This is a genomic window from Paenibacillus swuensis (assembly GCF_001644605.1).
GTDB classification, from domain to species: Bacteria; Bacillota; Bacilli; order Paenibacillales; family DY6; genus Paenibacillus_N; species Paenibacillus_N swuensis.
Map to the genome: position 1 here is coordinate 2382628 of NZ_CP011388.1, position 17395 is coordinate 2400022.

General features: G+C 50.8%; 11 protein-coding genes and 1 riboswitch. Of the genes, 6 read left to right on the forward strand and 5 right to left on the reverse strand.

Going from position 1 to position 17395, the window contains the following annotated elements:
• Window positions 1-140: 140 nt before the first annotated feature.
• Both SY83_RS10430 and SY83_RS10435 read right to left on the reverse strand, forming a co-directional pair.
• The gene (locus SY83_RS10430; RefSeq protein ID WP_068606251.1) at window positions 141-5807 is read right to left on the reverse strand and encodes a carboxypeptidase regulatory-like domain-containing protein; all 5667 of its coding nucleotides are present in this window, start codon (window positions 5805-5807) and stop codon (window positions 141-143) included.
• Between the two features lie 91 nt (window positions 5808-5898).
• A complete protein-coding gene (locus SY83_RS10435; RefSeq protein WP_068606254.1) occupies window positions 5899-6993 on the reverse strand; it encodes a Gfo/Idh/MocA family protein in 1095 nt (364 codons plus the stop codon).
• 320 nt (window positions 6994-7313) lie between these two features.
• Window positions 7314-7414: riboswitch (purine riboswitch) on the forward strand.
• A gap of 56 nt (window positions 7415-7470) precedes the next feature.
• Between SY83_RS10435 and SY83_RS10440 the strand changes: the two genes are divergently transcribed.
• Both SY83_RS10440 and SY83_RS10445 read left to right on the forward strand, forming a co-directional pair.
• The gene (locus tag SY83_RS10440; protein WP_068606256.1) at window positions 7471-8907 is read left to right on the forward strand and encodes an NAD(P)/FAD-dependent oxidoreductase; all 1437 of its coding nucleotides are present in this window, start codon (window positions 7471-7473) and stop codon (window positions 8905-8907) included.
• Window positions 8908-9900: 993 nt separating this feature from the next.
• Window positions 9901-10578: a helix-turn-helix domain-containing protein gene (locus tag SY83_RS10445; RefSeq protein WP_068606258.1), complete on the forward strand. Its 678-nt coding sequence runs from the start codon at window positions 9901-9903 to the stop codon at window positions 10576-10578.
• Window positions 10579-10709: 131 nt separating this feature from the next.
• Here the strand turns inward: SY83_RS10445 and SY83_RS10450 are convergent, their stop codons facing one another.
• Both SY83_RS10450 and SY83_RS10455 read right to left on the reverse strand, forming a co-directional pair.
• Window positions 10710-10985, reverse strand: a complete 276-nt coding sequence (locus tag SY83_RS10450; RefSeq protein WP_068606260.1) for a hypothetical protein — start codon at window positions 10983-10985, stop codon at window positions 10710-10712.
• An 80-nt stretch (window positions 10986-11065) separates the two neighbouring features.
• Complete coding sequence (locus SY83_RS10455) at window positions 11066-11542, reverse strand: nucleoside deaminase (protein WP_068606265.1); 477 nt, start codon at window positions 11540-11542, stop codon at window positions 11066-11068.
• A gap of 189 nt (window positions 11543-11731) precedes the next feature.
• Between SY83_RS10455 and SY83_RS10460 the strand changes: the two genes are divergently transcribed.
• On the forward strand, window positions 11732-13405 hold the full coding sequence (locus SY83_RS10460) for a glutamine--tRNA ligase/YqeY domain fusion protein (RefSeq protein ID WP_068606267.1): 1674 nt from the start codon (window positions 11732-11734) through the stop codon (window positions 13403-13405).
• Here SY83_RS10460 and SY83_RS23085 read toward each other — a convergent pair.
• Window positions 13315-13797 carry a hypothetical protein gene (locus SY83_RS23085; RefSeq protein WP_157279836.1) on the reverse strand — a complete coding sequence of 161 codons (483 nt, stop codon included), beginning with the start codon at window positions 13795-13797 and terminating at the stop codon, window positions 13315-13317. The two genes, SY83_RS10460 and SY83_RS23085, sit on opposite strands and share 91 nt — an antisense overlap.
• A 158-nt stretch (window positions 13798-13955) precedes the next feature.
• Here SY83_RS23085 and SY83_RS10465 point away from each other — a divergent pair, with 158 nt between their 5' ends.
• The 3 genes from SY83_RS10465 to SY83_RS10475 all read left to right on the forward strand — a co-directional run bounded on the left by SY83_RS10465 (window position 13956) and on the right by SY83_RS10475 (window position 17370).
• Window positions 13956-14660, forward strand: a complete 705-nt coding sequence (locus tag SY83_RS10465) for a response regulator transcription factor (protein WP_068611039.1) — start codon at window positions 13956-13958, stop codon at window positions 14658-14660.
• An 11-nt stretch (window positions 14661-14671) separates the two neighbouring features.
• The gene (locus SY83_RS10470; RefSeq protein ID WP_231891414.1) at window positions 14672-16117 is read left to right on the forward strand and encodes a sensor histidine kinase; all 1446 of its coding nucleotides are present in this window, start codon (window positions 14672-14674) and stop codon (window positions 16115-16117) included.
• Between the two features lie 101 nt (window positions 16118-16218).
• Window positions 16219-17370, forward strand: a complete 1152-nt coding sequence (locus SY83_RS10475; protein ID WP_068606271.1) for a TolB-like translocation protein — start codon at window positions 16219-16221, stop codon at window positions 17368-17370.
• Window positions 17371-17395 lie beyond the last annotated feature (25 nt).

Genomic DNA, 17395 nt, shown 5'->3' on the forward strand with positions numbered 1-17395 from the left:
TCATTTGTATGCGTCTATTATAGCGAGCGGGAAAGGTGAAAGTCAGGTCCCCGGTTTGGAAGAGGTGGACATTTTTTTGGGACATTCATCAGTCCAAAGAAGAAAAGGACCCGCTAAGGTCCCTTTTCATAGAACTGTAATTACTCCTCGGCCTCCTCCGGCATAATCACATCCAGGATCGTCGTTTCGAAGCTGCGGATCAGCGGTTGGCGAAGTTGGGTGATTTTGTCCGGATAAGAGAATTGGACCAGATACGTTCCAGGGGCTAAACCGAAGATTGCATATTTTCCTTGAAAATTGGTGATGACTTGCCGAAGCAGCGCCTGATCAGATTGAAACACTTGAACCAAAGCGCGATACAACGGCCGGAATTGTTCATCCCGTACGGTTCCCGCGAGATTGCCGGGCGCTGTATTGAGCTCCAGTTGAAGGTCAGGCGGCCGGATCCCCGTACCGACAGATTGTACCGTAGCGGTTGAACCGAATTGGGGAGCGGAAATCTGGATTGTGTACTGCCCGGCGGATAAGCCGCTCGCCTCGAACCGGCCGACGCCATCGGTAGCGGTGACGATCACAGGGATTCGATTGCCGTTGATGACCTGAACTATGGCTCCGACCACAGGAGTGCTGCTCGACTGTTCCAATACGGTACCTGCGAAGGAAGAGGGATTGGCGGCCAGAGAAAAGTTCGTTATCGCTGACTTGCCGGACAAGAGAGTGACTTGCTGTAAACCGTATTGCAGACTAGGGGTCGCTGCGACGATTGTGTATTGATCTGAGGGAAGGCCCCCCGCGACATAATTCCCGCCCAGGTCCGTTTGACCTTGAGAGACGGTGACCCCGAAGGAATCAATTACTTTGACAGGTACGCCGGGCATGGGCAAAATACTCACGGTGCCGCCAGAGGTTGAAGGTCCTGTAACCACTCCTGTAATCGTGCTTGCTACCGGTGGCAACGGGAAATTGAATACTTGGCGCTCACCGCCGAAGATTCCCGTTGAAGTAACAACCGTCTGGTACCCCGGCGACAGGGCGGTGAGTGTGAAATTGCCGCTGTATACTCCGGTCAATTCATAAGTTCCGTCTTGTTCGGACACGGCTCTCAAGATCGCATCACCGAACGTATTGGCATCTCTTAACTCCACGAAAGCGTTGGACAAGGGCAGACCGGTTCGGCTATCCGAGATGATGCCCGTAATCGTGGCAGGTAAAGCCGCAAGCAGAAAACTAAGCGATTGAGTTACGCCAGGGCTGATCTGAAATCCAATACGTTGACTGGTAAACCCTTGAGCCTGGGAAACCGCTGTATAGCTGTCCGATTGTAATCCTTCGGATAAGTAAGCTCCCTGCGAATCACTAAGAAGTGTTGTAATCACGGCGCCCGCGCTGTTCAGAATCTGAATGGAAGCTCCCGGTATCGGATTGCCGTCCGGAGAAGAACTGACAAACCCCGTGATAAAGCCGGGATTCGGTACTAACCTCAGTGAGGTCGTGGTCACTTCTCCTGCTTTCAAAATAATGCCTACACTCACTGCTCCGAAATTGTCTGCTATCGCGGTGCACTGAAAGCTTCCGGGAGGTAGTTGGTTAAGGAGAAATTCGCCATCCCGTCCGCTGACGACGGTTGCTATGGCAATGCCCGCTTCATTTTTCACAGAAACAAAACTTCCGTCAATCCCTGCCAAGCTAAGAGCGTTCAGAACCCGACCTGATAAGACAGCGGGGCTGCCTGTCAATGAGGCGGTAATGGTCACGATCTTGCCGGCCTCAATCACAGCCGCGAAAGAATTTGCCTGGAAACGCTCGGCGGTTATCGTAAGGGCCACGTTCCCGGGTGTCAACTGATCGAGCAGGAAGGTGCCGTCACTGTTGGAAAGAAGATTTGTGATGAGATTGCCGGCAGGATCCTGAAGCTTAATACCCGCTCCGGGAATCGGAGTGCCTTGGGGATCGGTAACCAAACCGGATAATCCGCCGAATATGGAGGACAAGGCGACGTCTGCACGCGCGATTTCGTCACTGATGACGATCACTCCAATTTCCTGAGTGGCCAACATTGGAGCGGAAACAAACAGGACATAGGAACCGGGAGATAAATCCGATAGGAGAAAATTGCCGAACGGACTGGTCGTTGTGTTTTTGATTTGGGTGCCGGCAATGTCCGTAGGACGAAGGGTAATGGACGCCCCGGAGATGACGGACCCGTCTGAAACCTTCGTAATTTGACCCGAGATGGAGCCTGAATTCGGCGATAATGTGAAATCGCGTCCACTGACCGCGTCTCCCGGATTTAAACGAATCCCCCCAAGCGTATTCATAAAACTCGGAGCCGTTACCGTGATGGAATAGTTGCCGGGTGGCAGGTTATTGATACTGTACAAACCATTGGCGTCGGTGCCGCTGAGTCCGATTAAATTGTCGTTGTCGTCTTGTATTTTGACCAGGGCATTGACGATCGGCAATCCGTTGATTGACGTAATTCTCCCGCTCAGTGTAGCCGGGTTTGGAGTAAGGGTGATCAAGATCTGACCTTCACCGCCCGGGGGAACGGTGACCGCGGCTGTGCCAATGGCGAAGTTCGGAGCGGAAGCGGACACAATGTAGTTGCCCGGTGTCAGGTTCTTGAACTGAAACTGTCCGTCCGGGGAAGCCACAACGGAAAGAAACAGGTTACTGCTGTTATATAACTGGATGACCAAACCAAGAGCGCCGGGCAATACCGTACCCTGAATCGTGCCCGGTATAGGCGTTAATGTAAACGAGATGACCGTCGTCAGTCCGGATATGACAATGCCGCCGGCAACATTCGACTGTAAATCTTTGGCTGTCGCAATGATCGTATAATTACCCGGCGCCAATCCCGTAACCTGATAGTTGCCTTCCGGATCTGTCAATGTCGTGGCGATTAGATTCCCGTTCTCCCCTAATGCCTGCACAACTGCGCTGCCTATAGGCAAATCCGTTACACTTTCGCTGATCCTGCCCCTGACGATACCCGGATTAGGCAGCAAGGACAGATTGGTGACCGTTACACCGTCCTGCTCTACAATGGAACTGGCCATTCCTGTTTGGAAATTAGCCGCTGAAACAACGATATCATAGTTGCCCGGGGCCAATCCCGGCGTTCTGTACATCCCGTTCTGATCGGTAAATACGTTACCCACGACGACGCCGAACTGATTCAGGATCCGTACTTCACTGGATTCTTCCGTTAATGGCGCGTTCGTCTGATTGTTGAAGATGTAACCTTCAATGACACCCGGATTAGGACTCAAAGTAAAATCGAAACGAGTCGTTTCATCCGAACGAATCGTTCCGCCGCTGAAACTGGTCTGGAAGCTTGCGGCCACAGCAATGAACGCATAATCGCCCGGAGCCAGACTAGGTACGAAGTAAAGACCGTTGCTGTCCGCTATGCTCTTGAACACAATAGGACCTTGAGCGGACTCCGAGCGTATGGTGACTACAGCGCCCGGAACAGAGACGCCTGTTGCGCTGCGTACCTGCCCTCTAAGAAAACCGGGATTGGGCTCCAGTACAAGCTCAAGAGAGCTGGTTTCGCCCGGTTGTATAATCGTCCCGCTGAGCAAGGTGCCGAAACCCGCGGCAGAAGCGGCAATCGTATACGTATTGGGTGCTATGGAAGGATAGGTCACGATGCCTTCCTGATCACTGGTTGTGAAACCGATAATGGTACTTCCGTTGTATACACGAACGAAGGCATTCTGGATCGGCTGCTGATCTGTACCGGTGATTCGGATTACGAGTGTTCCGGCCAGACGGCTTAAAGCGGTATCCAGTCTGGATACTACACCTGGCTCAATGGAGACGCCTAAAGTTCGTGTGGAATAACCGCCGACGGCAAAGTTAATATTGTAGAAATCCGGCGGTAACGAAGCGATATTGTACTGTCCTAGTGCGTCCGTTAATCCGGTAACCAAGGTGACACCGTCACTGGCCACGATCCGGATGCTGGTTTCCGGCAGGGGCGCGCCCGTCTCCGCGTCGGTAATCACACCGACCACAGAGCCTTCATTCGCCAACAGATCTACATTCAGAGCTTCTTTCTCCCCGGGCGTAACGGTGAAAGCCACAATGACGGTTCCGAAACCGGGCGAGGAGGCGCGGAGTCCGAATGTTCCGGGAGGTAAGCTATTAATGGAGTAGAAGCCCGAAGCATCGGAAAGGGTGGAAGCCAGCACATTGGAAACCCCGTTAATAACCTCTACCAGTGCTCCCGGTATCACCGTACCCGCAATCTTGTTCAGAACGAAACCGCTCACGGATGCGGGATTAGCGGTAAGGGAGAAATCGGATGTCAAGACGGTGCCTGAGGTGGTTGTAATGGAGGCGAATTTGGTTTCAAACCCGTTCGCTTCCACGGTGAGAATATAACTTCCCGGCCGAACATTAGGGAAATTATAAAACCCGGTTGCAGCGGAGACGGTTGAAGCCACGATGGCCCCGAACGGATCTTTCAGCCGTAATTGCGCGTCAGGGATTGCGCCAGTGATCGGATTCGAGACGGTACCTTGCACAATGGCAGGCACGGGTTGCAGAATGATGTTGGCTTTAGCCGCGGTTCCCGCAGCGACGGTTACAGTGGCTGTTCCGTTCTGGAAGCCCGCGGCTGTAAAGTCTAAAATGTAACTTCCCGCGGCTAGGTTGCTAAAGCCGAATCCGCCGCCAACATCCGAAACGGTGGCAGCTGTAAACGTGCCGGACGCAGCGCGAAGAGCCACATTCGTGAACGGAACGGGAAGACCGGTTGCCCCGTTGACCACTTGCCCGCTGATCCCGCCTGACGTAATCACTGCTAAATCAATGGTAGCCGTGGCAGTGGGCACCCTGGAGCCTGTAAAGAGATCAATGCCCGTAACCGTTGCTGTGTTAAGCGTCGGGGTTCCGGTGGGCGGGGCGGTGAATTGCCCGGTAACGTTGAATGTGAGTGAAGTCGACTGTCCGGGAAGAAGGTTGCCAATATTCCAGGTGATGGTGTTCCGAATCGCATCTACCGTTGCGTTACCTATGGTGGGTTTATCGATACCTAGCGACGTAATTTGATTTAAGCCGAACACATCGTTGACAAATACGGTTGTGGCTTGGCTTTTCCCGCTGTTTCTTGCCGTAATAGTCCCTTGCCAGCGTGTAATCTGATTCGTATTGACCTGAGTAGGTCCGCTCTGGAGCGTCTTGCTTACGTTCAAGACGGCTCTGAGATTAACCGAGGTAAGCGTAAAAGGGTCTGAGAACGAAGTGGACAAAACATCTTTATTGATATTGTTGGAGTTGGTGGCCGTGAAGAACAGACATTGAAGGGGACTCGCTTCCGTAATGCCGAGAAACTTAAAGAGAATGGCCGAAGGAAGCGTGAAATCAAGGAAGTAGTTAGGTGTCTTTCCTAATGAGGATCCATCAGGCGCGAGAATCGCTCGGGCAATGTCATAATTAATGACGGGCTGAGAGAAGCTTGCAGCGTCATCGGCATTGGATGATTTTGGAGCGGAGGCAGGTATCAGGTTTAGCCGGCTTTTATTGCCATCCAGAGAAAGCTGCCACTCCGAAGTAGCGGTATTCAAGAGCACTCCCCAGGTGAAGTTCTGAAAGGCTGTCTTGAAACGAGGATCTGTACGCAGCCGCAGCCGAAAGAATACATGAGTTCCGTCATAGGCGATATAGGCCGAGGGGAAGGAAGCGTCCCCGACGATGTCCACACTTGAAGGATTTTCATCCAGCGGCGGATCAAACAGGGGCGCCCCCTTTAATGTCAGAGGTGTAAACTGAGTTGCTCCCGGGAATAAAGTCACAGAGTAATCTTCCTTTCACCGTCATATTTATACTCAGTATATGGCGAGAGGAAAGATGTCATGATCATTAGCGATTTTGATTCCGTACAGCTTATCCTGCCACTTCCGTTATTTTGGCCAAATTCAGATCATCCACTTCCACCCATGCCCGGTCCCGATCAGAGCGAACGACGGCTTCCAGCACCAATTGATTGCGGTATCCTTCTTCCAATGATGCAAAGCCTTCAACCTCTTCACCCCGAATGATTCTGGCAAAAGCGGACCATGGATGCAACCCTTCATCGGAAGGGATCTCCAAGGTCTCTGTGAATGACCCTTCTACGCCTTCTTTCTTGGATGTCCACTTTACCTGGTGCTCGTTCAGTGTACTGGCATGCAGCGTGCCCAGATCGCCGTAGATGGTAATCTCGTGTTGATTTCCGCTGCCTATAGCGTTGCGGGAGGTTTGGAACACACCAATGGAACCGTCCTCAAACCGGCCGTTCCAGCAGGCCAGATCGTCCACCTTCACATCGACAGGCTCCTGTGTTGCGGGATCGGGACGCTGCGGAATGATCGTGCTGAGCATGGCCTGCAAGCCTTGAATGGAGCTGCCGCCTAAGTACTGGGAGAGGTCAATCATATGGGAGCCCAGATCGCCCAATGTTCCCGTGCCTGTTACTTCAGCGTCAAAGCGCCACACGAACGGGGTGTTGAAAGGCGAGCTTCCCCACTCTTGCAGGTATTGCACAAACATATGATGAACGGCGCCGATCTGTCCCTCCTCAATCATCCGTTTGATGCGCTGGAAAGCCGGTACATTGCGATAGGAGAAGTTGATGATACATGGAATGGGCTTCTGTCTGTATAACTCTAATACTTCAACGGCTTCCTCGAAGGTGCGGGTCAACGGTTTTTCCGCGTAGAGCGGCTTGCCGGCCTCTATACAGGCTTTCAGAATGACGGCATGCGTATTGTTCGGTGTTACCGAGACGATGCCGTCGATGTCCGGATCCTGAATCAGGGCGGCGTAATCGGTATATCTTTTGTCCGCGGGTAAGTTTAACTTGTCACCGGTTTCCTCCAATGCTTGCGGATTCACATCGCAAATCGCCGCGATCCGCACACCCTCGGTTGCCGCAAATTGTTGCATATGCCAGCGCGCCATGCCACCGAGACCTATAATTCCAATGCGTACTTCATCCATGCGTATCCCTCTTTTCAAGTTATAGTCCATATGATCATCCATACGATTGCAAACGTTCTCATATGACTTCGTAGTTTATGCTCGGATTCCTGCAGGTTTTCCGAATTCATACCATTGACCTCGCTCGCCAATTCCGTTGGGTACATAGAAGTAATGGTATCTGATTATGTGTTACGAGTGGATTATTGTACGCTTTTAGTTAACGTAATCTTAACAGTAAGTTGATTTTTTTATTGATAAAACCTTAAACACGAACATTAAACACTTTTGGCATTGACATTATACTGTTATGAAGTTATGATTAGCCATGTTGTTTTCAATTGAATATCACTCATTCTTTTCGTATAACCCTGACAATACGGGTCGGGGGTCTCTACAAGGAACCCTAACATTCCTGGCTACGAAGGTAGATTTAGTCTACCTGTCGTGTCGGGAATTTTTTGTGTGCTAGGCAAACCTGAAGGGGGAAATTAAGGTATGAACAACTATGATGTGATTATTGTCGGTGCGGGTCCCGCGGGGATTTTTGCAAGCTATGAATTAACGTTAAAGGCGCCTCATCTCAAGGTGCTTCTTGTAGATAAAGGTCATGATATTTATTCAAGGCGTTGTCCCATTCTCGAGGAAAAAATAAAGCTCTGTCCGCCCGCCGCAGGGAAGAAAGATTTTGCGGGTTGTTTGCCGGCTTGTTCGATCACAAGTGGTTTTGGGGGCGCCGGTGCTTACAGTGACGGGAAGTTCAACATTACGACCGAGTTCGGAGGTTGGATGACGGATTACTTGCCGCATTCGCAAGTGCTGGATTTAATCCGCTACGTGGATGAGATAAATCTGGAGCATGGGGCCACCACGAACATCACCGATCCGACGACGGAGACGATCCGGGATATCGAGCAGCGCGGGTACGCGGCGGGTTTGAAGCTGTTGCGGGCGCAAGTGCGTCACTTGGGGACGGAGCAGAACTTGGAGATTCTGCAATCGATCTTTGAGTATTTGAAAACGCGTGTCGATATGATGTTCAAGACGGAAGTTGCCGATCTGATTACGGTGAAAGAGGAAGGCGCTTATACGGTTCAAGGCATCTTGTTGAAAAATGGGACCGAATTCCGAGCCGATCAAGTTATGGTCGGTCCGGGGCGCGACGGCTCGGCTTGGCTCACGGAGATTCTCAAGCGCCGCCGTCTGAAGATGTACAACAACCAGGTGGATGTCGGGGTGCGTGTGGAAACGTCCGATGTGGTGATGCGGGAAATTAACGAGCATTTATATGAAGGGAAGTTTATTTTCAATACGAGTGTGGGGACGCGTGTCCGCACGTTTTGCAGCAATCCGTCCGGGCACGTGGTTGTGGAGAACCACAGCGGCGCGATGGCGGCCAACGGTCATTCGTACAAGGATCCGGCGCTCGGCTCGGCGAATACGAACTTTGCGTTGCTGGTTTCGCATAAGTTCACAGAGCCGTTCGATAAGCCGAATGAGTATGCGCGCGAGATCTGTGAGCGCGCGAATGATCTGTCCAATGGCGGCGTCATCGTGCAGCAGTACGGCGACATCCTGAAAGGCCGCCGCTCCACGGAAGCGCGGATCAAGGAAGGGTTCCTGGAGCCGACGCTGAAGGAGGCGGTACCGGGCGATCTGGGACTCGTGTTGCCTTACAACACGATGAAGAGCTTGATCGAGATGGTCGAGGCGCTGGACAAGGTGACGCCCGGCATCGCATCCGAGCACACGCTGTTCTACGGCGTGGAAGCGAAGTTCTACTCCGCCCGTCCGAAATTGACGGAGGAGTTCGAAACCGAGATCGCCGGCTTGTATTGCGGCGGCGACGGTGCGGGCATCACGCGCGGCCTGGCGCAAGCCGGCGCGGCGGGGGTGTGGATCGCGCGGAGCATGGTGAAGCGTCGATTGGGTTAGTCCGGCGTGAATGGCGCCCGGTCATAGCACGGCGGCATTCATACAACCGCCAACACATAGTGGGACAGTTGTGAGGTAACTTGCGCATTACGGATTATGGTAACAGTTTTCGCTGAGGTGACTCCAAGGTTACGTTATATTCTGCTGCCATCTGAGTAATCTCAGAAATAAAGTAACGGATTTCCCTCCTGTGTTGCGAAGACTGCACATGAGGGAAAATCGTTACTTTATAATCCGCCGCCAGCTGAAATGGCCGAAATATAGAGAAAGTGGACAACACTTCAAAGAAAATAGTTACTTTAAAGATCCCAAGGTGGAGCACCAAAGGCGCATTACGGTAACTGTTTTCGCTGAGGTGACACCCAATTTCGGTATAGTTACTTTAAAGATCCCAAGGTGAAGCACCATTGCGCATTATGGTTACCCTAAGATCCCAAGGTGGAGAACCAATTTCGCTATAGTTAGTCTAAGATACCAAGGTAGAGGGTTGTTATGGGGTTATGGTAACAGTTTTCGCTGAGGTGACTCCAAGGTTACGTTATATTCTGCCGCCGACCGAGTAATCTCAGAAATAAAGTAACGGATTTCCCTCCTGTGTTGCGAAGATTGCACATGAGGGAAAATCGTTACTTTATAATCCGCCGCCAGCTGAAATGGCCGAAAAATAGAGAAAGTGGACAACACTCGAAAGAAAATAGTTACTTTAAAGATCCCAAGGTGGAGCACCAAATGCGCATTACGGTAACTGTTTTCACTGAGGTGACACCCAATTTCGCTATAGTTACTCTAAAGATCCCAAGGTGGAGCACCATTGCGCGTTACGGTAACTGTTTTCTCTTAAATTACATCCTATTTCATTATTTTAGGTAAATCATTACTGAAATATATTGTAAATTATTCCATGACGATTTATAATGACACCTAGTGAAGCACACTGACCTTTAATGGGCACAGTGTGCTTTTTTTGCATATTCGTTTAGAGGAGGCGTTCATTTGAATCAAGCTGTACAGGAGTATATCGACCGATTTGAGCACCAGGCGGCAAGGCTAGGGCATTACCGGAACAAGTTGGGGAAAGCGGAAGTGGCATTTTTGGAGCATGTGTGGGGGCCGGTACGGGATTATAACTTTGCCGGATTAGTCGCTGAGTTTCCTTTCAAGGACGCGAAAAATGGGGATCGGTTTGCTGATTTCATCTTTGTCAAAGGGGGCATCCGACTCTTAATCGAGGTAGACGGGTTCCCGACGCATGCCAAAAATATCTCACCGGGCGATTTCGAAGACCATCTCATTAAACAGAATGACATGATGTTAAGCGGCTGGATCATCATCCGTTTTTCGGCATCGCAAGTGGTCCGTAACTCGTTGTTTTGTCAAAAATATATTTCACAAGCGATCGGATACAGCTGGTCAGCGGCCTATGGAGATTTAGATCGGGATGCCCTGCAAATTTGGCAAACTCGCCGCAAGGGAATGATCCGGTTGGCACAACGCCAAGATGGATTTCTCCGAACAGGCCAGGTCGCGCAAGAGTTTGGCATCACAATTCGCACGGCTAACAACTGGTTGAAACGCTATGTATCCGACGGAACCTTCACCCCGCACAATCCCGCTCAGAGAGTTACCATATACCGTCTTGTGACCAACGGAGCAGACAGACAGAACTTGTAACACTACGACTCCCAATATCACTCTCAAAATAAATCACTCTCTCCAACATGCCACATCAACGAAAACTGAAGAATTTAGAGTACAATGTCACAAAAAAGACATGTCCCGCCGGTCGGCGTCAAGACACGTCTTTATGATTTGGGCCGTAACAGCCGGCTCAACAATGAATCCTTCATCCCGCGTCGCCGCTTGGAGCGGGGAAGAAAGGCTGGCTCATTCTCAATAAATGCAAGACCGGGAACCTTAACTTGTTCGGCTGAAGCATATTCGGGATTCAACTTGTCTGTGTTCTCCGCCTTAGAGTTAACCGAATCATCCGAAAAAGCTTCTTTTTCTTCAGCCGTTTCGTCCGCAGGGGCCAGCAGCAACGCGATCTCCTCTGGAGTCAAGCTTTCATGATGAGACATTACGCACCTCATTTCCGAAAATTCTTCAACAGAAGTGATTCGCCGCGCGAAGCTCATACCCTTTTTCCCGCAGCAATCAACTAATACTCCACGCGCTTGCTCGATATACTCCATAACCGAAACGGTTGATTCTCTTCCGGAACCTCGGTTACGGTATGCTGGAAAGGAATCTTACGCTCCTCAATCGGCACCTCCAGCTGGTCATAGATAAACTGATCATCGAATCCGATATCCGCGGCCTCATGCCGAGTATTGTAATAGTAAACCGCTTGCGGTCTGGCCCAGTAAATCGCGCCAAGGCACATCGGACAAGGCTCGCAGCTCGTATAAATTTCACATTCGGTTAACTGATATGTACCCAGTACGGAGCAAGCTTCACGAATCGCCTGAACTTCCGCGTGCGCGGTCGGATCGTTGGAGCTGGTTACCTCGTTGAAACCCCGTCCGATGATGACGCCGTCATGCACAACCACACAGCCGAAAGGTCCGCCGTGCCCTGTTCTCACATTCTCTGCCGCCAGTTTAATCGCTTCTAATAACATATCAGGATTGTACATGTGTACCCCTCCATTTTTGTTCACAATATAGTTTTGGAAACTCGGGAGCCTAATTATACTATATGTCAAAAAGAAGCTAAACAGAAATCCTGCCAGACACGGTTTATATTCACGCACAGAAAATGTTATAATGAATAGATCAGGATATAATGAATATCAGACAAATACAGAGCCGGAAGGTTGATAGGAATGGAAACGAACGATACGAAACCGACTGCTACGAACGCGAATTTTATTCGGACAATTATCGAGGGCGACCTTCAGGCAGGCAAAGTAAATAAGGTCATCACGCGGTTCCCTCCGGAGCCGAACGGATACTTGCATATCGGTCATGCCAAATCCATCTGCATCAACTTCGAGATCGCGGACGAGTTTAAAGGGAAGACGAACCTTCGCTTTGACGATACGAACCCGCTGAAGGAAGATACAGAGTATGTGGAAGCGATTAAAGAGGACGTGGTTTGGCTCGGATTTGAGTGGGACGGATTGTTTTTTGCATCGGATTATTTCGAGGAAATGTACAAACGCGCGCAGCTTCTGATCAACAAGGGGCTGGCGTACGTGGACGACCAAACCGCAGACCAAATCCGTGAAGCCCGCGGCACCCTGACGGAGCCGGGAGTGAACAGCCCTTACCGTGATCGTTCGGTGGAAGAGAACACGGATTTGTTCGGGCGGATGCGCGCCGGTGAGTTCGGCAACGGCGAGAAGGTGCTTCGCGCCAAGATTGATATGAGCTCAGGCAACATTAATATGCGCGATCCGGTCATCTACCGAATTTCACATACACACCATCACAACACGGGAGACGCTTGGTGCATTTACCCGATGTACGCGTTCGCGCATCCGTTGGAAGATGCCATTGAGGATGTAACCCACTCTATCTGTACGCTGGAATTCGAAGATCAACGGCCGTTCTACGACTGGGTCATTCGCGAATGCGAGATGCCGAACGTGCCGCATCAATACGAGTTCGGCCGTTTGAACATCACGAACACGGTTATGTCCAAGCGTAAGCTTAAACAACTCGTGGACGAGAATGTGGTGGACGGCTGGGACGATCCGCGGATGCCGACTATCTCCGGTCTGCGCCGCCGCGGCTATACACCGGAAGCGATTCGCAGCTTTGTGCGTGATCTTGGCGTGAACAAGGGCAGCGGCTTCGTGGACTCCCGGATGCTGGATCATTACATTCGTGAGGATCTTAAGCTGAAGGCGATGCGTACCATGGGCGTGGTTCGGCCGCTGAAGGTTGTCATTACAAACTACCCCGAAGGTCAGGTAGAGTACCTGGAAGCGGAGAACAACGCCGAGAACCCGGAGATGGGCAACCGGCAAATTCCGTTCTCCCGCGAGATTTATATCGAGCAGGATGATTTCATGGAAAATCCGCCGAACAAGTACTTCCGCTTGTTCCCGGGTAATGAAGTCCGCTTGAAGCATGCTTACTTCATCAAGTGCAATGACTTCGTCAAAGATGCGAACGGCAATGTAGTAGAAATTCATTGCACCTATGATGTCGAGACGAAGAGCGGCAGCGGCTTTACCGGCCGCAAAGTGAAAGGAACACTTCACTGGGTGGATGCTACGAATGCCGTACCTGCCGAATTCCGCCTATATGAGCCGTTAATTCTGGATGTCGAAGAGGAAGCGGAAGGTGAATCTTTCCTGGACCACATCAACCCGAACTCGATCGAGATTCTGGAAGGCTTCGTGGAAGATAACATGAAGGATGCGAAGGCTCAGGATAAATTCCAGTTCTTCCGCCACGGTTACTTCAACGTCGATCCGAAGAACTCGGTGCCGGGACGCCCGGTGTTTAACTTGATTGTTTCACTGAAAAGCTCATTTGAGTTGAAATAGAGATAGAAGAATCCGACTCCAAAGTCTGCGGCACGACGATCTGCGCGCTGCAACTGAGAAAGCCGGTCCTGACCTTGGGTTCCTTTGGAACCTTGGGGTTGGGACCGGACTTTATTTAATTTAGGAATACAATAAATAGTAAATGCACTCCATCCGCCCACATCCGACGAAATAATGTTCCCAGGCACACTAATCTCGACCCATCCGCCCACATCCAACGAAATAAAGTCCCCAAGCACACTAATCTCGCTCCATCCGCCCACATCCGACGAAATAATGTTCCCAGGCACACTAATCTCGCTCAGTCCGCCCACATCCGACGAAATAAAGTCCCTAGGCACACTAATCGCACTCCATCCGCCCTCATCCGGTGATTTAATGTCCTTAAGCACACTAATTTCTCGAAATCAGAGCAACGATCTATATGCTAGAGTGTGTTTTAGTGCGTTAGCGGATCTGCTCTTTGTTGTTTTTGGAGCGGATACATTTTGGAAACAAAGATTTGGTAGAATAGAGAAGAACATTACAATCGGAGGGAGAGGTGGAAGGCATGCACGAACACGATCAGCGCATCCTTGTTGTGGATGACGAAGCCAGCATAGCGCAAGCGGTGGCTTATGCTTTTCGCCGGGAAGGCTATACCGTTGAAATCGCCCATGACGGAGAAGAAGCGTTACGCAAAGCGGACTCCTTCCGACCCCAGGTCATCGTTCTGGATGTAATGATGCCGAAGCTGAACGGATATGAAGTATGCCGCAAGCTGGAAAACCGGGAGAATGTAGGCATCCTGCTGCTGACCGTAAAAAATGACATTGTCGATAAAGTGCTTGGCCTCGAGCTGGGCGCTGATGATTATATGACCAAGCCGTTCGACATTCGCGAGCTGTTGTCCAGAGTAAAGGCGCTGCTCCGACGGCTGAACAGAAGCATAAAGCCCGCAGAACTTAAAGATCAGGATGAAATTACGCTGGGTCCGATTACCCTCCATCTGAAGAAGCGATCCGCGCAGGCCCATGGCCAGTTTTTGGAGTTGACGCCCAAGGAGTTTGATTTGCTTGCGCTGTTATGCGCTCACCCGGAGAGGGTGTACACAAGGGATGAGTTACTCGACCTGGTGTGGAGTATGGACTATGCCGGCGGTACCCGCACGGTGGACATTCATATTCAGAGGTTACGCAAGAAAACGGGAGATACCGGGGCTTCCACATTACAGACGGTATACGGTATCGGGTATAAAGCGGTTGGAAATGCCTGATGCGAATTAGTGTGAGATTGAAATTCATCGCTTTCTTGGCCTTGCTTTTGATGGCTTCGCTCGGGGTGCTGACTACCATGGTATTAAGCGGGATTCGAAATGATCAACGCAATCAGATGGAAGCGGTGCTGGAACGTCAAACGGAAATAGCCAATCTGCAAATCAACCAAGCGTACTATACAGGTCCAAAGACCGAACCGGATGTATTTATCCGGAAACGCGGTCAAGAGCTGGCGCGGAATATCGCAACTTACAGCGGGATGCCGGCTGAAATCTATTCCATGGAAGGACAGCGAGTCGGCAGGTCCGTTCCGGGTGCCGATCGGACGGATCTGACAACCCTGATGAACTATGCGCTTCAAAATAAAGTGGTATATGTGCAGGACGAGGCGTCCGCTACCTATCTCGCCCCTGTCACTCTGCAGGATCAGCAAGCCGGGGTTCTGGAGTTTAAATACTCCCTTCAAAATCAGAATGCGTTCTATCGAACGATTCAAAATTTATTTTGGACGACCGGAGGGGCTGTGCTGTTGAGCAGCTTTGTGTTGGGATACCTGTATTTCAGCGGGTTCTCCAGAGCGATTATTCGCTTAAAGGAGACGGCGAATCAGATTCAGCGGGGCGCTTATATTTCGAAGCCTCCCATTCGCAGAAAAGATGAACTGGGTGAGCTCGGCGAGGGCATATTCTTCATGAGCAGCGAGATTGAGAAGAACATCCGGGGCATGGAAGCGGAGCAGGAGAAGCTGAAGCTGGCGGTGCGGAAGCTGCAAGCGTTGGAGCGTCAACAGAAGCAATTTATCGGTAACATCAGCCATGAGTTCAAGACGCCGCTAACCTCCATACGGGCCTATACCGACTTGATGAGCATGTATAAGGATGACCCGAAGCTAACAAATGAAGCTGTAGAGAACATCGATAAGGAAAGCTTGCGGCTGTTGGAGATGGTGGAAAAAGCGCTGCACTTGAGCGCGCTGGAGAAATATGATTTTGAGGAACAGGCGGAATCGGTGGATCTTGCCTACTTGGTGAAGGATGTGGCCGGGCGTATGCGGGGAAAAGCCGAGAAGTTCGGATTAACCTTGGAGTTGGACTTGCACCCCGCGCTCGTATGGGCGGATCGCGAAAGTCTGATGCATATCGTCGTCAACTTACTGGATAATGCGATTAAATACAATCAACCAAAGGGAAGGATTACAATTCGAATTCGGATTGTGGATGGGGAGCGTGTCGAACTGGATGTATACAACACTGGACAACCCATACCCGAAGCTTCCCGTGACTTAATATTCGAGGCCTTCTACACCGTGAATAAGGATCGGGCCCGACAGTCGGGGGGGACGGGGCTGGGGCTCTCGATTACCAAGCAGTTGGTTGAGAAACAGAACGGAACCCTTGCGCTGGTTAGCTCCTCGAGCGAAGGGACATTGTTCCGGATCGGGTTGTCTTGCGGATAGATGCTGAGTGCTAAGCCGGTTCTCCGTGTAAGTCAGAACAATACGGTAAAAGAAACCGTACGTGTATTAAACAGGTAACTTCCAAGCAGGAGGCATAGGTTATGACCAGACCAAGACCAAGACCAATTAGGGTTCAATCCATGGTATATGCGGCGGGTATCGTGAGTTTCTTAGGGCTTTCCGGCTGTAACAGCTTTGCGGATAACGCCGGGCAAGTCCGGGAACAGAAGCCGGTTCGGCAAATTGTCGAGCATGAAGGCAAGAAAATCACAGTCATTGATCAAACTGGGCGTACAACCGCTACAGGAGTGGCATTGGAGAAAATAGATGTAGTTAAGGATCGAAGAAGTATGGATTGGCTGGATGAGACCCATGTACTGATTCTCAAGCCCAATACAGCGCTTCCGCCCGTGGAGATCGAAGGGGAGAAGCGTTATTATCATAACTTGTATAGCCACAATTTGGAGGACGGTACCGAAACGATTTTGCATCAGGAAAAAGCGCAACAGGACGGCGCCGCGGTATCTCCGGACGGAAAATACGTGTTTTTTAGGAATTCAAAAGAAGATGTGGGTTTGGGCCATATCATGAACCTCGAGACGAAGCAAAGCGTTCAAACCGGTAAGAGTGAGCTTTTTTACACTGCTGGAGCTTGGATTGATCGGGAGCATGTTATATTCAGTTCATTGGAAGGTGTCATTCAACAAGCCGACCTTACAGGAAAGACGGAAACATTATTGAACACCGGTGCTGAATTCGGTTCGATCTTCAATGTATCCAGACGGGGAGACACCGTGTACTACTCTGCTTCAGAGCGGGTGTTATATGCGTATGACTTGGTTCGGAAGCAAAAAGAAGCGCTTATGGACAACGTAGTCTGGGCCATCCCTTCTCCGGACGGAAGCAGACTCGCGGTTGTGCGTCGAACGGGACAAAGCATCATGGAACTCAGTTTCTCGAACACCCAGGGAACGACGTCTAAATCGTTGGCCAAAGGCATGCAGATTTTCGGATCCAGCTGGTCTCCCGACGGGACGAAGCTCGCGTTCACAATTACCGACGAAACGGGTGAGAATAGCGGTCTTTATGTCGCTGAGGCGGATACGGGTAAGGTGACCCGGTTGGCGTTAGATGTGAAATATATCGCGGATCCGATCCAATGGAGCCCTTCCGGGAAGAGGCTGCTGGTCTCCAATTCATCCTTTCAAGAGAACCGGAATACGTTTGAAACGTATATTGTCACCTTGAAATAAGGGAGGTGCGGAGATGGCGGATATG

Excerpts from the sequence above, each read along its gene's own strand:
- SY83_RS10450 (WP_068606260.1), bottom strand. The coding sequence starts at position 10,985 with ATGTCTCATCATGAAAGCTTGACTCCAGAGGAGATCGCGTTGCTGCTG.
- SY83_RS10475 (WP_068606271.1), top strand. The coding sequence starts at position 16,219 with ATGACCAGACCAAGACCAAGACCAATTAGGGTTCAATCCATGGTATAT.
- SY83_RS10435 (WP_068606254.1), bottom strand. The coding sequence starts at position 6,993 with ATGGATGAAGTACGCATTGGAATTATAGGTCTCGGTGGCATGGCGCGC.
- SY83_RS10455 (WP_068606265.1), bottom strand. The coding sequence starts at position 11,542 with ATGTACAATCCTGATATGTTATTAGAAGCGATTAAACTGGCGGCAGAG.
- SY83_RS10460 (WP_068606267.1), top strand. The coding sequence starts at position 11,732 with ATGGAAACGAACGATACGAAACCGACTGCTACGAACGCGAATTTTATT.
- SY83_RS10440 (WP_068606256.1), top strand. The coding sequence starts at position 7,471 with ATGAACAACTATGATGTGATTATTGTCGGTGCGGGTCCCGCGGGGATT.
- SY83_RS10465 (WP_068611039.1), top strand. The coding sequence starts at position 13,956 with ATGCACGAACACGATCAGCGCATCCTTGTTGTGGATGACGAAGCCAGC.